Genomic DNA, 18,394 nt, shown 5'->3' with positions numbered 1-18,394 from the left:
AATGAGAACACTAGGTGCATCGATGCACTCGGTGCAACGACTGCGAGTGCATCCTCAGGTTCGTACCCCGCGCTGGAAACTCGGTTCTGAACAGATGTGCGCGTGGTTGACTGCACCCAGCACGACCGCCGGTGCGACCGGCGGCGCGACCGCCAGAACGACCGCCGTACGAAGGAGTACCCGATGCCCGTCCGCCTGTCCCCGGAGACCCTCGACGAGATCGCCGCGAGCGGTGTCGCCGTCCCGACCTACGACCGCAGCGGGATCACCGCCGGCATCGTGCACTTCGGCGTCGGCGGTTTCCACCGCGCGCACCAGGCGATGGTGATCGACCGGCTGCTCCAGCAGGGCGAGGCGCGCGAGTACGGCATCTGCGGCGTCGGGGTCCTCGAGCAGGACCGCCGCATGGCCACGGCGATGGCGGAGCAGGGCGGGCTCTACACGCTCGTCCTCAAGCACCCGGACGGCACCCGCGAGTCCCGTGTCGTCGGCAGCATCGTCGACTACCTGCTCGCCGTCGACGACCCGGACGCCGTGGTCGAGAAGATGGCGCACCCGGACACCAGGATCGTCAGCCTGACCATCACCGAGGGCGGCTACAACTTCGACCACGTCACCGGCGAGTTCGTCGCGGACGAGCCTGGCGTCGCGGCGGACCTGCGCGGCGACGGACCGCCGCGCACGGTGTTCGGCCTCGTCGTCGAGGCCCTGCGTCGACGACGTGACCGCGGCGAGCAGCCGTTCACGGTGATGTCCTGCGACAACATCCAGGGCAACGGCCACGTCGCCCGCGACATGTTCACCGCCTACGCACGCCTGCAGGACCCGGCGTTCGCCGACTGGATGGACGAGCACGTGTCGTTCCCGAACTCGATGGTCGACCGCATCACCCCGGTCACCGCCGACGAGGACCGCGCCTGGGTCCGCGACGAGCTCGGCATCGAGGACGCCTGGCCCGTCGTCGCCGAACCGTTCTTCCAGTGGGTGCTCGAGGACGACCACCCCGCCGGACGTCCGCCGTACCAGGACGCCGAGGTGCAGATCGTCGAGGACGTCGAGCCGTACGAGCTGATGAAGCTCCGGTTGCTCAACGCCTCGCACCAGGGCCTGTGCTACTTCGGGTACCTGTCCGGGTACCGCTACGCGCACGAGGCCACGCAGGACCCGGCGATCGCCACGTTCCTGCGCCGCTACATGGACGAGGAGGGTTCGCCCACCCTGCACCCCGTGCCCGGCATCGACCTCGAGGACTACAAGTCCACCCTCATCGAGCGCTTCCAGAACCCCGAGGTCCGCGACACCCTCGCGCGCCTCTGTGCCGAGTCGAGCGACCGGATCCCGAAGTGGCTGCTGCCGGTGGTCCGCGACAACCTCGCCGCCGGCCGGCCCGTCACGCTGTCCGCCGGCATCGTCGCGTCGTGGGCGCGCTACGACGAGGGCACGGACGAGTCCGGCGAGCCGATCCAGATCGTCGACCGGCTGGCCGAACCGCTGCACCGCATCGCGCTCACCCAGCGCGACGACCGGCTCGCCTTCATCGCGAACCGGCAGGTCTTCGGCGACCTGATCGACGACGAACGGTTCGTCGCGGCGTACCGCGACGCCCTCGACGGGCTCATCGCCGACGGCGCCCACGCCACGGTCGAACGCTTGGCGCGTTCCTGACCCGGGTCGCGCCCTGCGCGTGACCGGACGGCGGACGGGAGGCCCGGTGCCGGCTGGCACTGCGCCTCCCGTCCGGTGCCCGGTGGCGTCACGGGCTATGGTCGCGTCGTGAACCGGACCGACCGCCTGTACGCGCTCGTCGAGGAGCTGCGCGCCGCTGCGCCCGCGCTGCGGAGCGCGCGCCGACTCGCCGAGCGGTTCCGGGTCAGCGTGCGCACGGTGGAGCGGGATCTGCTGTCCCTGCAGCAGGCCGGGGTGCCGATCTGGGCCGAGCCGGGGCGGACCGGCGGGTACACGATCGACGCCCGTGCGACGCTCCCGCCGCTCGGGCTGACCGTCGACGAAGCGCTCGCGGTGGCGATCGGCCTCGGCACGGTCGCCTCCAGCCCGTTCCGCGACGCGGCGCGCAGCGCTGCCCGCAAGGTCACCGCGGTGCTCGCCGAAGACGACGCCCGACGCGCAGCGCGACTGGCGAGCCGGGTGCACCTGCTCGAGTCGGGGGAGCGCACACCTGCTCCCACGGCGCTCGCCGGGGCGCTGACCGGCGGGCGCGTCGTCCGGATGCGGTACCGCGACGCAGCGGGCGCGGAGACCGATCGCGTCGTCGAACCGCTCGGGTACATCGGGAAGGGCGAGGACTGGTACCTCGTCGCGTGGTGCCGGTTGCGTGACGGCGTCCGGGCCTTCCGCGGTGACCGCGTGCTGGCGGTCGAGGAGACCGACGAGCCGGCACCGCCGCGCGTGGTCCACCTCGACGAACTCGACATCCCGCACGGCGTGCTGCGTCCGGTGCTCGGCGACTGAGCCGCCCGATCCGCGTGCTGATCCGCCGAAACACCGACAGGACGCTGTCGCGGTGGTCCCGCATGCTCGACGAGTCCGGTCACGGTGGCCGGCCAGGAGGGCTTCCCGTGCAGTTCGCATCCATCCGGATCATCACCGACGACCTCGACGGGATGGTGCGGTTCTACGAGCGCGTCACCGGCACCGAGGCTCGGCGGCCCGCCGCGGTCTTCGCCGAGATCGTGACCGGAGGTGCCGTGCTCGCCCTCGCGACCCCGGTGACGGTGGCGATGCTCGGAGCGGCTGCGCCGGAGCCCCGCACGAACGGCGGCGTGTTCCTCGAGTTCGTGGTGGCCGACGTCGACGCCGTGTTCGAGGAGTTGCGCGCCGAGCTCGACGACGTCGTGCTGCAGCCGACGACGATGCCGTGGGGCAACCGGTCGGCGCTGTTCCGCGACCCCGACGGCAACCTCGTGAACCTCTTCAGTCGCCCCGCCTGAGCGAAGCCGCTCAGCGCGGCGTTCCGGCGCACGTGCAGCGCGCTCCGGACGGCCACCGGCGGCTGATCGCGCGCGTCACGCCCTGGACGTAGCCGCCCGCCCCGGCGGACGGGCCGTGGCGGGCGTCACCCGGGCCTCCCGTTCGCCCTGGGTCGCGACCCGGATCGCGCCGCACCGTCAGTCGTCCGGGAGCACGTCGTCGTCCCACGGCACCGGCGTCGTCTCGCCCGTCTCCCAGTCGTGGCGCAGGATCCCGTACCCGACCGACGCGACCGCGCGGCCGCCCTCGACCGGCCACCCCTCGCGGTAGTGCGCCTCCTTGACCCACCCGGCACGCACGAAGACCCGGCGCATCGCCGTGTTGTCCTCGCGGGTCTGACCCTCGAAGCGGGTCACCGACGGCAGGGTGCCGAAGACGTGGTCGGTGACCGCGCGCAGCGTCGGGACGCCGAGTCCGCGACCGCGGAACGCGCCGGCGATGCGCAGGTCGAACAGCGGGACCGGGTCTTCCAGGTCCTCCAGCCGGACGAACCCGATGCGGCCGTGCTCCGTGTGGTCGACCCAGTACGAGTCGTGCTCCTCGTCGCGGTAGGAGCCGGACGCCACGGCCTGGACGGCCTCCGACCGGTTCCACGTCCGCCGCACGTGGAACGGGAAGTCCTCGGTCGACAGGAAGTCGACGAGGGCATCGTGGTCGACCCCGGTCGGGTCGATCCGAGTCAGCCGGACGGAGCGGTCGGTCATCCCGCCACGCTAGCGGGGGCGCAGCGTGGTGGCCCAGCGTCCGATCGCGTCGTACGCCTGTTCGCGCACGTCGGGCGCGGACAGCACCACGTCGTGCACGGCTCCCGGCAGTCGGCGGACCGTCACCTCGTTGCCGAGCGACAGGGCTCGGTGGGCCACCGTGTCGACGTTCAGCGCGACGTCGGCGTGTGCCATGCCGGGGTCCCACCGGGGTTGCAACATGCTCTTGTCGCTGAGCATGACCAGGACGGGGACCTGGATGTCGAGCCCGTGCTCGACCGTCTCCTGCCCCGCGAAGACCGCCGCGAGCCATCCCGGGTGCAGGGGGAACCCGCGTTCCGGCCGCCACTGCTGGTCGTACGTCCACGAGCCCTCACCCGCGGCCGACACGGTGCGCGTGTAGAAGCCGGGGTCGACGGCGGGCATCGGGGCGAGGGGGTTCCGCTTGGCACCGAGCTTGATGACGGGTGCGACGATCGCCCGGCCCACGGCGGTCGCCTGGAACTCGAGCCACGGACTGTTCAGGACGATGCCGTCGACGAGTTCCGGGTGCCGCGCAGCCCACAGCGACAGCGTCAGACCGCCGGTGGAGTGCCCCATCAGCACGAGCCGCCGCTCGCCGGGGCCGGGGTGCTCGGCGGACACCGCGTCGAGCGCTGCGGCGATGTCCTCGTCGTACACCGCCAGGTCGTCGACGTTGCCCGGGGTCTGGTGGGGGCGGAGGCTCCGGCCGTACTTCCGCAGGTCCAACGCGTGGAAGCGCGCCCCGAGCCGTTCGATCCGCTCCGCCAACTCGGTCTGGAAGAAGTAGTCCGACCACCCGTGCACGTACAGCACGTCGGCACCGTGCAGCGGCCCGCGCCCGTGCAGCAGCAGGTCCGTCGGGGTGTGCCGCCGACGGACGAGGGTGGCGACGACCGGACCCTCGGAGTCGGTGCCGAGCGGCAGCTCGAGTCGCTCGTAGGGCGCTCCGAGGACGTCCTCGTGCCAGCGCTGGACGGCCATGTCCCCACCGTATCCGGCACCGCTGCGGGTGGTACCGGGGTACCACGACCGCCCCGCGGAGATCGTCTGCGACGGCGATGTGGCGGACGCGGTCGTCTCCGTACCGTTGCCGCATGATCGAGATCCAGAACCTCACCAAGCGCTACGGCGAGAAGGTCGCCGTCGACGACGTGTCCTTCACGGTGCGTCCCGGCGTCGTCACCGGCTTCCTCGGTCCGAACGGCGCGGGCAAGTCCACCACGATGCGCGCCGTCGTCGGACTGGACCGGCCGACCTCGGGCACCGCCCACGTCGACGGACGCCCCTACCGCGAGCTGCCCGACCCGCTGCGTCGCGTCGGCGCGCTGCTCGAGGCGAAGGCGGTCCACAAGGGACGCAGCGCCTTCGACCACCTGTCGGCGCTCGCCGCGACGCACCGGATCCCGACGGCCCGTGTGCACGAGGTCATCGGGATGACCGGTCTCGAGAACGTCGCGAAGAAGCGCGTCGGCGGGTTCTCGCTCGGCATGGGGCAGCGGCTCGGGATCGCGGCGGCACTGCTCGGCGATCCGCAGACGCTGATCCTCGACGAGCCGGTCAACGGTCTCGACCCCGAGGGCGTCGTGTGGGTGCGTCGACTCGCCCGCAGTCTTGCCGCCGAGGGGCGGGCGGTCTTCATCTCGAGCCACCTGATGAGCGAGATGGCGCTGACCGCCGACCGCATCGTCGTGATGGGTCGCGGCCGGGTGCTCGCGGACACGGACATCGCGGACCTGGTCGCCGCCGCCACGGAGCGGTCGGTCACGGTGCGGACGCCGGAGCCCGAGCGGCTCCTCGACGCGATCGCCGGACCGGACGTCACCATCGGCTACGAGGGCGACGGGGCGCTGCAGATCCGTGGCCTCGGTGCCGAGCAGATCGGCGAGGCAGCGGGTGCTGCCGGCATCGTCCTGCACCAGCTCGCCACCACCGAGGCGAGCCTGGAGCAGGCCTACCTCGAACTCACGCACGACCAGGTCGAGTACCGATCGGAGGTGGCCCGGTGAGCGCGGTCACGAGCACCACCCTGCCGCGGCACGACGGAGCCGGTATCCACTTCTCCGGCGTCCTGCGCTCGGAGTGGATCAAGCTCCGCTCGCTGCGGTCGACGGCGTGGAGCTTCCTGCTGCTGTTCGTCCTGCCGATCGGCATCGGTGTGCTCCTGGCGGCCTTCGCGGACACCGGCGGGCAGGGGCTCACCGGCGACGCGGCGCGGAACGCCCTGGTGCAGTACAGCACGAGCGGAACGATGCTCTCGGTCCTCGTCGTCGCGGTGATCGGCGCCCTCGTCGTCACCGGCGAGTACGGCACCGGCATGATCCGCTCGTCGTTCGCAGCGGTCCCACGGCGGTCGGTCGCGCTGGCGGCGAAGGCGATCGTCCTCGCCGTGGCCGTCTTCGTCACGAGTGCCGTGAGCGTCTGGGCCACGGCGTTCATCACGCTGCCCATCGCCGCGGGGCGGAACGTCGAGGCGTCGCTGGACGCGAGCGTCGCGATGCCGTTGCTCGGCGCCTCCGTCTACCTGACGCTCATCGCCCTGCTCGCCTTCGCGGTCGGTGTGGTCCTGCGTTCCACCGCCGGGGCGATCGCGGGTGTGCTCGGGCTGATGCTCGTCGCCCCGGTCGTGGTGCAGCTGGTGCAGTCGTTCACGGGAGCGGAGTGGCTCGGCACGCTGACCAACCTGCTGCCGCAGAACGCCGGGCAGCCGCTCATGCAGTTCGGCACCGAGGTGACGTCGGGGTGGCACGACGGCGTCCTAGCCTTGGGGGGATGGAGCGGATTCGCGGTACTGCTGGCCTGGGTGGTCGTCGCCTCGGTGACGGCGCTCGCCCTGGTCGAGAAGCGGGACGCGTGACCCCTGCCGACCTCGACCCCGGCGCCGTCCAGGACGGTGCCGGGGTCATCGCCCTGCCCGATGCACCCGGCCGGCTCCGGCGGTTCTGGGCGCGCCACCCGGTCATGACCGACGCGCTGCTCATGGTCTTCTGGGGTGCGATCGAGGTGGCCGTGGCGTTGCGGAGCTCGTGGCAGGTCGACGGGAGCCCCGTCGCGCGGGTCGCGGTCGTCGTCCTCGTGCTGATCGCCGTCTCCGGCATCCCGCTCCGGCGCTCGCACCCCGCGGCGACGGCGGTGCTCGGGCTCGCGTCCGTCGTCGCCATGACCTGGACGGAAGCGGGGTACTCCCCGGCGCTGTTCACGGTCTACGCCGCGACCGTGTGGTGGTCGCGCGCCGCCGGGTGGTGGACGGCCGCGGTCGCCGTCGTGCTGGCTGCGGGGGCGACGGCGCTGCGCGTCTGGGTGGTCGCACCGGGGTCCGGAGGACTCGCGGACGTCCTGTACCCGCAGCCCACGACGTTCCTGCTGGCAGCGGTCCTGATCGGGGTCAACGTGTCGAACCGCCGTCGCTACACGCAGGCGCTGATCGACCGCGCGCACCAGCTGGCCCGGGAGCGCGACCAGCAGGCGCAGCTCGCCACCGCCGCGGAACGGGCCCGGATCGCGCGCGAGATGCACGACATCGTGTCGCACTCGCTCACCGTGATGGTGCGGCTGGCCGAGGGCGCGGCGGCGGGGGCGTCCGCTGGTGCACCCGTCGGTTCGGCGGGGTCCGCTGCCGCGGCCATGCGCGGAGTCGCCGACGTCGGCCGTGGCGCGATGAGCGACATGCGCCGCATGCTCGGGGTGCTCGGCGGCGACGGTGAACCCGCGCTCGCGCCGCAGCCGGGCGTCCACGACGTCCCGCAGCTCGTCGACCGGTTCCGTGCGCTGGGCACGCCCGTCGCCCTCGAACTCGTCGGCGTCGTCCCCGACGACGATGCCCTGCAGCTCGCCGTGTACCGGGTCGTGCAGGAGGGCCTCACCAACACCGCCCGGCACGCGCAGCGCGTCCGATCGGTGGACGTACAGGTGGCCGCGTCCGCCACCGAGGTCACCGTGGTCGTCACCGACGACGGACGGACGGGAGGCCCGACTCGGCCCGACGGGTCGGCGCACGCCACGACGGGGTCGGGTCGAGGGCTCATCGGGATCGAGGAGCGCATCCGCGCGCTGGGTGGGCAGGTGCGCGCGGGCTCCCGCGACGGCACCGACGGTTGGCAGATCCGGGCGACGATCCCGGTCAGGACGGAGGACCGGTGATCCGCGTCGCGATCGTCGACGACCAGCAACTCATCCGGACCGGGTTCCGGCTGCTGCTCGAGGCACAACCCGACATCGAGGTCGTCGGTGAGGCCGGCGACGGCGGTGCGGGCGTGCGGCTCGTCCGTGCCCTGCGTCCGGACGTCGTGCTGATGGACGTCCGGATGCCCCACGTCGACGGCGTGACCGCGACGGCCGCGATCGTCAAGCAGGTCCCCGAGACCCGGGTGCTCGTGCTGACGACCTTCGACCTGGACGAGTACGCGTTCGGCGGCCTGCGTGCCGGGGCGAGCGGGTTCCTGCTCAAGGACGTCAGCGCCGCGCAGCTCCTCGACGCCGTCCGGTCCGTGGCAGCGGGCGAGGCCGCGGTCTCACCGCGGGTGACGCAGCGGATGCTCGAGCTGTTCGGCTCTGTGCTCCCCGACGACCGGCCGGCGGGTCCGGACCCGCTGGAGCCCCTGACCCCGCGGGAGCGCGACGTGTTGCTCGCGATGGCCCGCGGGCTGTCGAACCCCGAGATCGCCGCACACCTGGTGACGAGCGAGTCCACGGTCAAGACGCACGTCGGGCGGGTGCTCGGCAAGCTCGGGCTGCGTGACCGGGTGCACGCGGTGATCTTCGCCTACGAGCACGGTCTCGTGCCGCGGTCCTGACGGGGTGCCTGTCGCGTGGCGGCGCGCTCAGCTGCGGGGTGCGCGTGAGAAGAACAGGGTGATCGCGCCGAGGGCGATGGACGCCACGATCAGCACCCAGGCGAGCACGGGGACCAGCCCGTCCCACGGGGTGAACAGGAGCACGACGCCGATCACCAGCACGCCGGCGGCGGCGATCAGCACGAGGCGGTGCGGTCTTGCCGGGTGGGTTCTGGTCACATGTGCACCGTACGCGTCGGGACTGCGGACGGGCGGAACGCCGATGCGCCCGGCGATCAGGCTCGGGCGTCGACTCCGCGGCGGTGCCGTGCCGCAGGGTGGCGGCTCGGCAGTCGTGACGGCCCGCCGCCCTGAACGCGCTGGCGAAGCGTCTCGCCGTCGGTGTACCGCTCGGGCAGTCGGCCGCGTTCCCGCAGCAATGGGGTGACGTGGGTCGCGAAGTCGCGCACGGTGTCGAACGAGTGGTACTGCCGCAGGTTGATGCCGTCGATCCCGTCGTCGTCCAGCCAGCCTTCGATCTGTTCGGTGACGGCCTCGGGGACACCGGCGGCCCAGAAGGCGCCGTGCCATGCCTCGTTCACCCGGTCCAGGAGCTCTCCCACGGTCTGGTCCAGGGCAACGCGGCCGACCAGCCGCTCGCCGCCCTCCACCCCTTCGGCCTCGAGTGCGTCCCGGACGGAGCGGCCACGCGGGTGCGCGAGGGCATCGAAGGGCACGCTCCCGTGGATGAGGGGGCCTTCCTCGCTCTGGAACGCGCGGTACTGGGCGACCTTGTCGTCCACGTCGCGCTGCGTCGGCGCGGTGATCACGGCGGCCTGCGTCACGAACTTGACGTCGTCACGCTCACGGCCCGCTGACTCGGCGGCGGCCCGGACGGCGTCAGCGGTGCGCTCGACGCCGTGCCCGCCGGTGAAGACGACCTCGGCGTGCCGGCCCGCGCGGGCGATGCCGGCCGGCGAACCGGTCGCCAGGAACAGGGTCGGGGTGCGCTGCGGCGACGGCTCGGACAGGTGCGGCCCGGCGACCCGGAAGTGCGTACCGACGTGGTCGATCGGGTGGACCTTCGCAGGGTCGGTGTAGATCCCGCGTTCGGCGTCCCGCAGGACGGCGCCGTCCTCCCAGGAGCCCTCCCACAGCTGGTACAGCACCTCGAGGTACTCGTCGGCGATCTCGTACCGGGTGTCGTGCGGGATCTCGGTCGCCAGGCCGAAGTTGCGGGCCGCGTTCGGCAGATAGCTCGTGACGACGTTCCAGCCGACGCGGCCGTTGGTCAGGTGATCGAGCGTCGACATCCGTCGCGCGAACGCGAACGGTGGCTCGTAGCTGGTCGAGAAGGTGATGCCGAAGCCGAGGTGCTCCGTCACGGCCGCCATCGCCGGGACCACGAGCATCGGGTCGTTGTTCGGGATCTGCAAGCCCTCGCGCAGCGCCGGTGCCGCGGAGCCGCTGTACACGTCGTAGGCCCCGAGGACGTCGGCGATGAACACCGCGTCGAACTGCCCGGCCTCGGCGGTGCGCGCCAGCTCGGTCCAGTAGCGGATGTCCGTGTAGCGGTGCCGGTTGTTGGCGGGCAGGCGCCACAGCCCGTGGGTGATGTGGCCGACGCAGTTCATCTCGAACACGTTGAGGAGCAGACGTTTCGGCATCCCCCGAGCGTAGGAACCGACGCCGGAGCCCCGGTGTTCGTGACGGAGTGCTACGTGCGCGGCGACGTCATCCGACGGCACAGAGCGTGCCCGGTGTGACGCCGGATGTCGGTCCGTTGCGGAGTGTTGCCCGGCGCTCGCGGCCGACGGAACGCCAGCCGTACCGTCCTTCCCCATGGTTCGTCTCTCACTCCGACCGTTCGTGGTCGCGGCCACGGTGGTCACCGTCGTGACGGTGCTCGTCGGCTGCGCCGACGGGTCGACCGGCGCGGGCCGCGACCGGGGCCCGGTCCGCGGCGGCACGCTCGTGTACGCCACCGACCGTGAACCGACCTGCCTCGACCCGCACAACTCCGGGGACATGCCGCAGACCTACATCGCCAGGCAGTACCTGGACTCGCTCGTGTCGCTGCAGGACGACGGCAGCGTGCAGCCGTGGCTCGCGTCCAGCTGGACGATCTCGGACGACGGCAAGCAGTACGACTTCACCCTGAAGCAGGGCGTGGAGTTCACCGACGGCACACCGTTCGACGCCCAGGCCGTGGTGGACAACTTCACCCAGATCCTCGACCCGGCGACGCAGTCCTCGACCGATCTGCTGTACCTGACGGGGTACTTCGACAAGGCCACCGCGATCAGCGACCACGTCGTCCGGGTGTCCTTGAAGCGGCCGTACTCCCCGCTCCTCGCCGCGTTGTCGCAGGCGTTCTTCGGCATGGAGTCACCGAAGGCCATGGCACGGGGGCTCGCCGCGAACTGCGAGTCGCCGGTCGGGACGGGGCCGTTCAAGGTGGCGGAGTGGAACCACGAGCGGGACGTCGAGCTCGTCCGGAACGATGGGTACAACAGCGCTCCGGCCGATGCGAAGCACCAGGGGCCCGCTTACCTCGACGGCATCACGTGGAAGTTCCTCAAGGACAACACCACCCGGTACGGCGCGCTCAGCTCGGGCGAAGCGGACGTCATCTTCAACGTCCCGCCGGAGAGCGAGGGCCTGGCGAAGTCGGACCCCTCGATCGAGCTGCAGTCGTTCGTGCACTCAGGAGCGCCGTTCAGCCTCGACATCAACACGAAGAGCACGGTCTTCAGCGACATCCGGGTGCGGAAGGCGTTCGTGCACGCCTCGGACGCGAAGGAAGCCGTGGAGAGCGCCTACAACGGGGTGTTCCCGTACGAGGGCAACAACGTCTCCTCGGGGACGCCGCACTACGACGCCGCGTACCACGAGCCCTTCCCCTACGACCCGGCCGAGGCGAAGCGGCTCCTCGACGAGGCCGGCTGGACCGGACGTGACGCGGACGGCTACCGGACGAAGGACGGCGAGACGCTGACGGTGAGGCTGCCGTACAACGCCGACTCCGCGGAGACCCCGCCGGCCGACGTCACGATCCTGCAGGACATCCAGGCGATGGAGAAGCGCGTCGGGGTCAAGGTCCTGCTGCAGGCGCTGGACTCCTCGTCGATGAACGCGGTGTGGGGCAACCCGAAGGCGTACGACCTGCTCGGGAACTACTGGAACAGCCCGACGCCGCACGTGATGTACATCAAGTACTCGAAGGCGACCTACGACGTCGACAACGGGCAGAACTCGGCGTTCGCGTACGACGACGAGCTCGACCGGCTGCTCGTCGCGGGCACGGCGACCACCGACCCGGCTGCGCAAGCGAAGTACTACGCCGCGGCCCAGGAGCGGCTGTCGTCGAAGGCCTGGACGCTGCCGCTCTACCCGATCCAGACCCGCCTCGGCATCTCCGAACGCGTCGGCGGCGTGTGGATCGAACCCAGCGAGGGCGAACCCGTCCTCTCCGACGCCTACCTGATCGACGGAGGCAATTGATGGTGATCCGAGTCACACGGCGCATCGTGGAGGCGGTGGTGCTGCTCCTCGCCGTCGGCACCATCGTGTTCTTCCTCGAGCACGCCGTGCCGGGCGACCCCGCCGTCGCGATCCTCGGTGGCGCTGCGGCCCACCCGACGAAGGAAGCGGTCGCCGCGGTCACCGAACAGTACGGCTTCGACCGGCCCCTCATCGCGCAGTACGGCGACTTCCTCGGCGGGCTGTTCCGGCTCGACTTCGGGGAGTCCTACACGCTGAAGCAGTCCGTCACGAGCGTCATCGCGGGGCAGATCGGCCCGACCCTGGCGCTGACGGTGTCCGCGCTCGTCATCGCCTGGCTGCTCTCGGTCACCTCGACGCTCCTGACCGCCGGACGCCCGGGCATCGTCGGACGTCTTGGCTCCGCCGTCGAGACCGTCGCTGCTGGCCTCCCGCAGTTCTGGCTCGGTCTCGTGCTGCTGCTCGTGTTCGCCGTGCAGCTGCACTGGTTCCCGGTCATCGGCTCCGGTCCGCTCGGCATCGTCCTGCCCGCCCTGACGCTGGCGATCCCGCTCGCCGGGTTCCTCGGCCAGGTCACCCGCGACGAGTTCGAGGACAAGCAGCAGCAGCCGTTCGTCCTCTCCGCCCGCAGTCGTGGTCTGTCCGAGCGCGCCATCCGTGGGAAGTACGTGCTCCGGCACGCGGCGCTCCCCGGGGTGACGCTGTCCGGCTGGGGCCTCGGCTCGCTCGTCTCCGGCGCCGTCATCGCCGAGGTCGTCTTCGCCCGCCAGGGCATCGGGCAAGTCCTGGTCACGGCCGTGAGCGCGCAGGACTTGCCGCTCGTCATCGGCATCACCTTCGTCGTCGCGCTCGTCTACGTCGTGGCGAACATCCTCACCGACATCGCGTACGTCGTCATCGACCCACGACTGCGCCGCACGACGGGAGCCGCAGCATGACCACCGCAACGATCGCACCCAGCGAACCCCGCGCCCTGCAACCCGACCCGGTACCGGCTGAGGCCGGCGTCCGCAAGGTGCGCCGAGCCTCCCACCCGTTGCGCCGCGTCTCGTTCTGGGCGGCCGCCGCCTTCATCGCGCTCGTCGCGGTGGCAGCCCTCTGGCCGTCCCTGCTCGCACCACAGGACCCGCTCGCCATCGACCTGGGCAAGAGCTTCGACGCACCCAGTGCGCAGCACGTCTTCGGGACCGACCAGTCCGGGCGGGACGTCTACTCGCGCGTCGTGCACGGGGCCGGTCAGTCGGTCCTGATCGGGGTCGGCGCGACCGCGCTCGGCCTCACCGGTGCCGTCCTCCTCGGCGTCCTCGGCGGACTCGGCGGCCGAGCGGTCGACGCCGTGGTGACGCGTGTCATCGAGGTGCTCTACGCGTTCCCGGGCATCCTGCTCGCGCTCATCCTCATCGCCGTCTTCGGGTCGAGCGCCGGGACACAGATCCTGGCCGTCGGCATCGCGACGATCCCGGGGTACGCCCGGATGGTGCGGGGGCAGGTGCTCGCGGTCCGCGGGGCCGCGTACGTGCAGGCAGAACGCGCGCTCGGGCACTCCTCGGCGCACGTGCTGTTCCGGACGCTGCTGCCCAACGCCTTCCGGCCGCTCACCGTGCTCGTCACGCTTGGTATCGGGCAGGCGATCGTCTGGGCGTCCGCGCTCGGGTTCCTCGGCATGGGCGTGCAGCCGCCCGCCCCGGAGTGGGGCGCGATGCTCAACGCCGGCCGGAACTACCTGCAGCAGGCGTGGTGGCTCGACTTCTGGCCGGGCGTCGTGATCGTCCTGCTCGCGCTGTCGTTGACCGCCGTCGGTCGCGCCCTGCAGACCCTGACCCAGCCTGGAGGCCCCCGGTGACCACCGCATCGCAGCTCACGTCCGCCACGGCGTCCGTCCCGTTCCGTGGTGGCGACGATCCCGTCGTCGACGTCCGAGGTCTCTCCGTCGCCTTCGGCGGCCGCACTGTCGTGCAGGACGTCTCCTTCACGCTCGAGGCCGGACGCTGCGTGGCGATCGTCGGTGAGTCCGGCTCCGGCAAGAGCGTCACGGCCCGGTCGCTGCTCGGGCTGAACGGTCCGACGTCGACGACCACGGCCTCGACGCTGTCGCTCGGCGGACGCGACCTGCGCGACCTGTCCGACGGCTCGTGGCGGAAGGTGCGCGGGAAGGAGGCCGGGTACGTGCTGCAGGACGCCCTCGTCTCGCTCGATCCACTCCGGAAGGTCGGGGCGTCCGTCGCCGACGCGCTCCGGGTGCACGGCGTCGGACCGCGGGCGGAGCGCGAACGGCAGGTGCTCTCGCTGCTCGAGCGCGTCGGGATCCCGTCGCCGTCGTTGCGTGCGCGGCAGCTGCCGTCGGAACTGTCCGGCGGGCTCCGGCAGCGCGCGCTCATCGCCGCGGCGATCGCCCTCGACCCCGCGGTGCTCATCGCCGACGAGCCGACGACGGCGCTCGACACCACCGTGCAGGCGCAGATCCTCGCGCTCCTCGACGAGCTCCGTGCAGGCGGGACCGGGCTCGTGCTCATCAGCCACGACCTCGGCGTCGTCGAACGGCTCGCGGACGACGTCGTGGTGATGCAGCACGGTGTCGTCGTCGAGCAGGGGTCGGTCGGCGCCGTCCTCGGCGACCCGCAGGACCCGTACACGAAGCGGCTGCTCTCGGCGATCCCCGCAGCGCACGCGCCGGGCACACGGTTGTCCGACGCTCCCCGTGCAACCCTCGCGCCCCGGCCGGCCTCGCGGCCGGTGCCCGTCGTCGGATCGGTGGTGCTCTCCGTCTCGCACGTCAGCAAGCGCTACCGCGGCCCCGACCGGGTCGTCCGGACCGTGGTCGACGACGTGTCGTTCGACCTGCGCGCAGGGGAGACGCTCGGGATCGTGGGGGAGTCCGGCTCCGGGAAGTCCACGACGGCTGCCATCGCCCTCGCGCTGACCCCGACGTCCTCGGGCTCCGTCACGTTGGAGGGACGGCCCTGGTCGGCACTGTCGGAGCGTGCTCGTCGCGGTGATCGACCGCGGATCGCAACGGTGTCGCAGGACCCCCTGTCGTCGTTCGACCCTCGCCGCAGCGTGGGTGAGCTGATCCGTTCGGCGCTCACCGGGGCGCGAGCCGCCCGTGGCACACCCGAGGACGGTCGTTCCGACACCGCTCGCACGGAGGAGCTGCTCACCGGCGTCGGACTCGACCCGTCCATCGCACGCCGGCACCCATCGACGCTGTCCGGAGGCCAGCGACAGCGCGTCGCCATCGCCCGCGCGCTCGCCACCGATCCAGACGTGCTCGTCCTCGACGAGGCCGTCAGCGCGCTCGACGTGTCCGTCCAGGCGCAGGTGCTCGACCTGCTCGCCGACATCCGACAGGAGTACGGAACCGCTGCGCTCTTCATCTCGCATGACCTCGGTGTGATCCACCACGTCAGCGATCGCGTGCTCGTGCTGCGCGACGGTCGTGTCGTCGAGGAGGGAACGGCCGACCAGGTGTTCCGCTCGCCGCGCGACCCGTACACGCAGGGGTTGCTCGACGCGATCCCGGGCGTCAGCGCCCACCGGAACCTCCAGGAGGAGTCATGACCACCACGACACTGCCCACCCCCACCTCCCTGCTGGAGCGCTTCGCGCCGGTGTTCGAGCGGATCGCGGCCGGGGCGGTGGAGCGCGAGCAGAGCCGTTCCCTGCCGCACGAACCGGTCGGGTGGCTGGCGGATTCGGGCTTCACAGCCGTGACGGTGCCGACGTCCTCCGGCGGTGCGGGTGCGTCGGCGACCGACCTCTTCGCGCTGCTCATCCGTCTCGCGGAGGCCGACTCGAACATTCCGCAGCTCCTCCGCGCGCACTTCGCGTTCGTCGAGGAACTGCTGCTCGAACCCGACGTCGTCCGCCGTGACGAGTGGTTCACCCGTATCGCCGCGGGCGAGGTCTTCGGCAACGCCAGCCACGAGCGCTCGACCGCCGCGGTCGGATCCCTGTCGACGCACATCGTGCCCGACGGCGACGGCTGGCGCCTGCACGGTGAGAAGCACTACAGCACCGGCACGATCTTCGCCGACTGGACGACCGTCTCCGCGCGCACACCGGACGGGCACACCGTCGGGGTCACCGTGCGGGTCGACGACCCCGGTGTGGAGGTCCGCGACGACTGGAACGGCTTCGGGCAGCGGCTCACCGGCAGCGGCACGACGAGGTTCGACGGCGTCCGCGTGGAGCTCTGGCAACTCCGACCCGAGCGTGCGGAGCGGCGAACCGTGCTGCCGGCGTTCCTGCAGACCGTCCTCCTGGCGTCGCTCGCCGGGGTCGGCGCCGCGGCCGCCCGCGACGCCGCATCGTTCGTACGGTCACGGACCCGGCACTACCAGCACGGAGTCGGGGCGACCGCGGCCACGGACCCGCTCGTGCAGTCCGTCGTCGGCCGCATCGCATCGGACGCGATCGCCGCCGAGGCCCTCGTCCTGGACGCCGCCGGGGCCATCGACGCTGCGCACGGCGCGATCGAGTCCGGTGATGACGGAGCCGACGCGCTGATCGATGCGGCCGAACTCCGGACGATCGCCCTCCAGGCAGTGGTGGTCGAGATCGTGCTCCGGGCGGCGACCACGCTCTTCGAGGTCGGCGGGGCCAGCGCCACCGACCGGGACAAATCCCTCGATCGGCACTGGCGGAACGCGCGGACCCTGTCGTCGCACAACCCGGTGGTGTTCCAGCAACGGGTGATCGGCGACCACCTGGTCAACGGTTCCCCGCTGACCTACTTCTGGGCCACGGGTGAGACCGGGTGATCACGTCGACCGGCGACCGCTCGGTGCTCCGCGCTGCCTGCGGTGACTGCTCCGTCCTGTGCTGCACCGCCTCCGCGGGGGCACCACCACCGATTGCTTCGACGGCACGAGTTCGGTCGACCGGCCGGACTCGAAGCCGCAGGTGTTCCGGGCCTTCGCGGTCGCCCGGCAGCTCCACGAGATGCTCTGGTACCTGGCCGAGGCGGGGTCCCGCTCGACCGCTCTGGGAAGCGCGGACGCACCGACCGGGCTCCGGCTCCGCATCCAGCAGATCCTCGACGGCGAGTTGGCCGGCGTCCTCGCGGTGAACGTCGAGTCGCTCCGGTCCGGGGTCCGTTCCGTCCTGATCGACGTCAGCGCGGAGGCTCGAGGTGGGTACCCCACCGCCGGCGACGCGGCCGGTGACCTGCACCCATCGACCGACCTGGCCGGCCGCGACCTGCGATCTCGCGTCCTGGTCGGCGCCGATCTGCGCGGTGCGGTCCTGATCGCCGCGGACCTGCGGGGATGCGACCTGTCGGGTGTCGACCTGCTCGGGGCGGACCTGCGCGACACCCGGCTCGGGGGAGCGGACCTGTCGAACGCGCTGTTCTTGACCCAACCCCAGGTGAACGCTGCCCAGGGCGATGCGTCCACGGTGCTGCCCGGCGACCTGGACCGGCCGTCGCACTGGCCGCTCCGGTGATCCGGGTCAGGTCAGGGCAGGACGATGACCTTGCCGGCGATCCTCCCGGCTGCGCCCTCGGCGTGCAGTGCGGGGAGCTCGGCGAGCGGGATGCGCCGCGTGACCTCGACCGTCAGGGCCCCGGCGTCCACCAGCGCGACGAGCTCCATCAGGCGTTCGCGGTTCGGCAGGACGAACACGGTCGCTGCACGAACGCCTCGGGACTCGTCACCCGGCGTGGCCATGAACGCCGTCGTGCTCACGACGACTCCGCCGTCACGGACCGCTGCGACGTCCGCCGCGAACTGCTCGGGCTCGATCGGCGCCAGGTTGAGCAGGACGTCGACCTGACCGTCGAGGGCATCGAGCAGGTCGGTGTCGGTGTGGTCGATGACGTGGTCGGCACCGGCCGTGCGCACGGCGTCGGCACTGCGTGGGCTGGCGGTCGCGATGACGTGTGCTCCGGCGCGCTTGGCGAGCTGGACGGCGTACTTGCCGACGACCCCGCCGGCACCCACGACGAGCAGCCGCTGTCCGGCGGTGAGCCGGCCGTCGTCGAACAGGGCCTGCCAGGCGGTCAGCGCGACGGACGGCAGCGCGGCCGCGTCGGCCAGTGGGATGCTCGTCGGCGCTGCGACCACGGCGTCCGCCGGTGCGATGACGTACTCGGCTGCCCCGCCGTCGCGGTCCATCGGCAGGAACGCGATGACCGCGTCGCCCGCGGTCAGACCAGTCACGCCCTCGCCGATCGCGTCGACCGTGCCGGAGACGTCGTAGCCGGGGACATGCGGCAGCTGGATCGGGATCGGCAGGAAGCCGGCCCGCATGCCGTTGTCCGCAGCGTTGTACGCGGACGCCGCGACGCGCAGTCGCACCTGTCCTGCTGCCGGGGTCGGCTGCTCGACCTCGCCGTACTGGAGGACCTCGGGTCCGCCGACTTCGTGGAACTGCACTGCCTTCATGATGATGCCCTCTCCTGTT

18 protein-coding genes are annotated in these 18,394 nt (G+C 71.8%); 13 read left to right on the top strand and 5 right to left on the bottom strand.

Annotated features, from left to right (window positions below; translation table 11 throughout):
- Positions 1–183 precede the first annotated feature (183 nt).
- The 3 genes from ABH929_RS08380 to ABH929_RS08370 all read left to right on the top strand — a co-directional run bounded on the left by ABH929_RS08380 (position 184) and on the right by ABH929_RS08370 (position 2,948).
- The gene (locus tag ABH929_RS08380; protein WP_263090066.1) at positions 184–1,665 is read left to right on the top strand and encodes a mannitol dehydrogenase family protein; all 1,482 of its coding nucleotides are present in this window, start codon (positions 184–186) and stop codon (positions 1,663–1,665) included.
- 108 nt (positions 1,666–1,773) lie between these two features.
- Positions 1,774–2,469: a helix-turn-helix transcriptional regulator gene (locus ABH929_RS08375; RefSeq protein ID WP_404560855.1), complete on the top strand. Its 696-nt coding sequence runs from the start codon at positions 1,774–1,776 to the stop codon at positions 2,467–2,469.
- 107 nt (positions 2,470–2,576) lie between these two features.
- Complete coding sequence (locus ABH929_RS08370) at positions 2,577–2,948, top strand: VOC family protein (RefSeq protein ID WP_404560853.1); 372 nt, start codon at positions 2,577–2,579, stop codon at positions 2,946–2,948.
- A gap of 177 nt (positions 2,949–3,125) precedes the next feature.
- On the opposite strand, the gene ABH929_RS08365 is transcribed toward ABH929_RS08370, so the two are convergent.
- Both ABH929_RS08365 and ABH929_RS08360 read right to left on the bottom strand, forming a co-directional pair.
- Positions 3,126–3,692: a GNAT family N-acetyltransferase gene (locus tag ABH929_RS08365; protein ID WP_404560852.1), complete on the bottom strand. Its 567-nt coding sequence runs from the start codon at positions 3,690–3,692 to the stop codon at positions 3,126–3,128.
- 9 nt (positions 3,693–3,701) lie between these two features.
- Entirely contained in the window at positions 3,702–4,697 is a 996-nt protein-coding gene (locus tag ABH929_RS08360; RefSeq protein ID WP_404560850.1) for an alpha/beta hydrolase, read from the bottom strand.
- 113 nt (positions 4,698–4,810) lie between these two features.
- Here ABH929_RS08360 and ABH929_RS08355 point away from each other — a divergent pair, with 113 nt between their 5' ends.
- The 4 genes from ABH929_RS08355 to ABH929_RS08340 are packed head-to-tail and all read left to right on the top strand — an operon-like array spanning position 4,811 to position 8,506.
- Positions 4,811–5,722, top strand: coding sequence for an ABC transporter ATP-binding protein (locus tag ABH929_RS08355; RefSeq protein ID WP_404560848.1), 912 nt, complete (start codon positions 4,811–4,813; stop codon positions 5,720–5,722).
- Complete coding sequence (locus ABH929_RS08350; RefSeq protein ID WP_404560847.1) at positions 5,719–6,570, top strand: ABC transporter permease subunit; 852 nt, start codon at positions 5,719–5,721, stop codon at positions 6,568–6,570. The genes ABH929_RS08355 and ABH929_RS08350 overlap by 4 nt, the downstream gene beginning before the upstream one ends.
- The gene (locus ABH929_RS08345; protein WP_404560846.1) at positions 6,567–7,853 is read left to right on the top strand and encodes a sensor histidine kinase; all 1,287 of its coding nucleotides are present in this window, start codon (positions 6,567–6,569) and stop codon (positions 7,851–7,853) included. Before ABH929_RS08350 ends, ABH929_RS08345 begins: the two co-directional genes overlap by 4 nt.
- Positions 7,850–8,506, top strand: coding sequence for a response regulator (locus ABH929_RS08340; RefSeq protein ID WP_404560844.1), 657 nt, complete (start codon positions 7,850–7,852; stop codon positions 8,504–8,506). The genes ABH929_RS08345 and ABH929_RS08340 overlap by 4 nt, the downstream gene beginning before the upstream one ends.
- 27 nt (positions 8,507–8,533) lie before the next feature.
- Here ABH929_RS08340 and ABH929_RS08335 read toward each other — a convergent pair whose 3' ends face one another.
- Positions 8,534–8,725 carry a hypothetical protein gene (locus tag ABH929_RS08335; RefSeq protein ID WP_205462960.1) on the bottom strand — a complete coding sequence of 64 codons (192 nt, stop codon included), beginning with the start codon at positions 8,723–8,725 and terminating at the stop codon, positions 8,534–8,536.
- A gap of 56 nt (positions 8,726–8,781) precedes the next feature.
- Positions 8,782–10,152, bottom strand: coding sequence for an NtaA/DmoA family FMN-dependent monooxygenase (locus ABH929_RS08330; protein ID WP_404560843.1), 1,371 nt, complete (start codon positions 10,150–10,152; stop codon positions 8,782–8,784).
- A 175-nt stretch (positions 10,153–10,327) separates the two neighbouring features.
- On the opposite strand from ABH929_RS08330, the gene ABH929_RS08325 reads away from it, so the two are divergent.
- From ABH929_RS08325 to ABH929_RS08300, 6 genes are read left to right on the top strand one after another with little or no spacing between them, the layout of a single operon-like run.
- Positions 10,328–11,989: an ABC transporter substrate-binding protein gene (locus tag ABH929_RS08325; protein WP_404560842.1), complete on the top strand. Its 1,662-nt coding sequence runs from the start codon at positions 10,328–10,330 to the stop codon at positions 11,987–11,989.
- Positions 11,989–12,927 (top strand): ABC transporter permease, encoded by a 939-nt coding sequence (locus ABH929_RS08320; RefSeq protein ID WP_404560841.1) that lies wholly within the window; start codon positions 11,989–11,991, stop codon positions 12,925–12,927. The genes ABH929_RS08325 and ABH929_RS08320 overlap by 1 nt, the downstream gene beginning before the upstream one ends.
- Positions 12,924–13,832, top strand: coding sequence for an ABC transporter permease (locus ABH929_RS08315; protein ID WP_404560840.1), 909 nt, complete (start codon positions 12,924–12,926; stop codon positions 13,830–13,832). The genes ABH929_RS08320 and ABH929_RS08315 overlap by 4 nt, the downstream gene beginning before the upstream one ends.
- Positions 13,829–15,547: a dipeptide ABC transporter ATP-binding protein gene (locus tag ABH929_RS08310; RefSeq protein ID WP_404560839.1), complete on the top strand. Its 1,719-nt coding sequence runs from the start codon at positions 13,829–13,831 to the stop codon at positions 15,545–15,547. The genes ABH929_RS08315 and ABH929_RS08310 overlap by 4 nt, the downstream gene beginning before the upstream one ends.
- Positions 15,544–16,749, top strand: a complete 1,206-nt coding sequence (locus ABH929_RS08305) for an acyl-CoA dehydrogenase family protein (protein ID WP_404560838.1) — start codon at positions 15,544–15,546, stop codon at positions 16,747–16,749. Before ABH929_RS08310 ends, ABH929_RS08305 begins: the two co-directional genes overlap by 4 nt.
- A gap of 58 nt (positions 16,750–16,807) precedes the next feature.
- Positions 16,808–17,434 (top strand): pentapeptide repeat-containing protein, encoded by a 627-nt coding sequence (locus ABH929_RS08300; RefSeq protein ID WP_263090100.1) that lies wholly within the window; start codon positions 16,808–16,810, stop codon positions 17,432–17,434.
- Positions 17,435–17,445: 11 nt separating this feature from the next.
- On the opposite strand, the gene ABH929_RS08295 is transcribed toward ABH929_RS08300, so the two are convergent.
- Complete coding sequence (locus tag ABH929_RS08295; protein ID WP_263090103.1) at positions 17,446–18,375, bottom strand: NADP-dependent oxidoreductase; 930 nt, start codon at positions 18,373–18,375, stop codon at positions 17,446–17,448.
- Positions 18,376–18,394 lie beyond the last annotated feature (19 nt).

It is taken from the genome of Curtobacterium sp. AB7, assembly GCF_044909335.1.
Classification (GTDB): Bacteria; Actinomycetota; Actinomycetes; order Actinomycetales; family Microbacteriaceae; genus Curtobacterium.
This window is presented reverse-complemented; position numbering and strand designations above follow the sequence as displayed.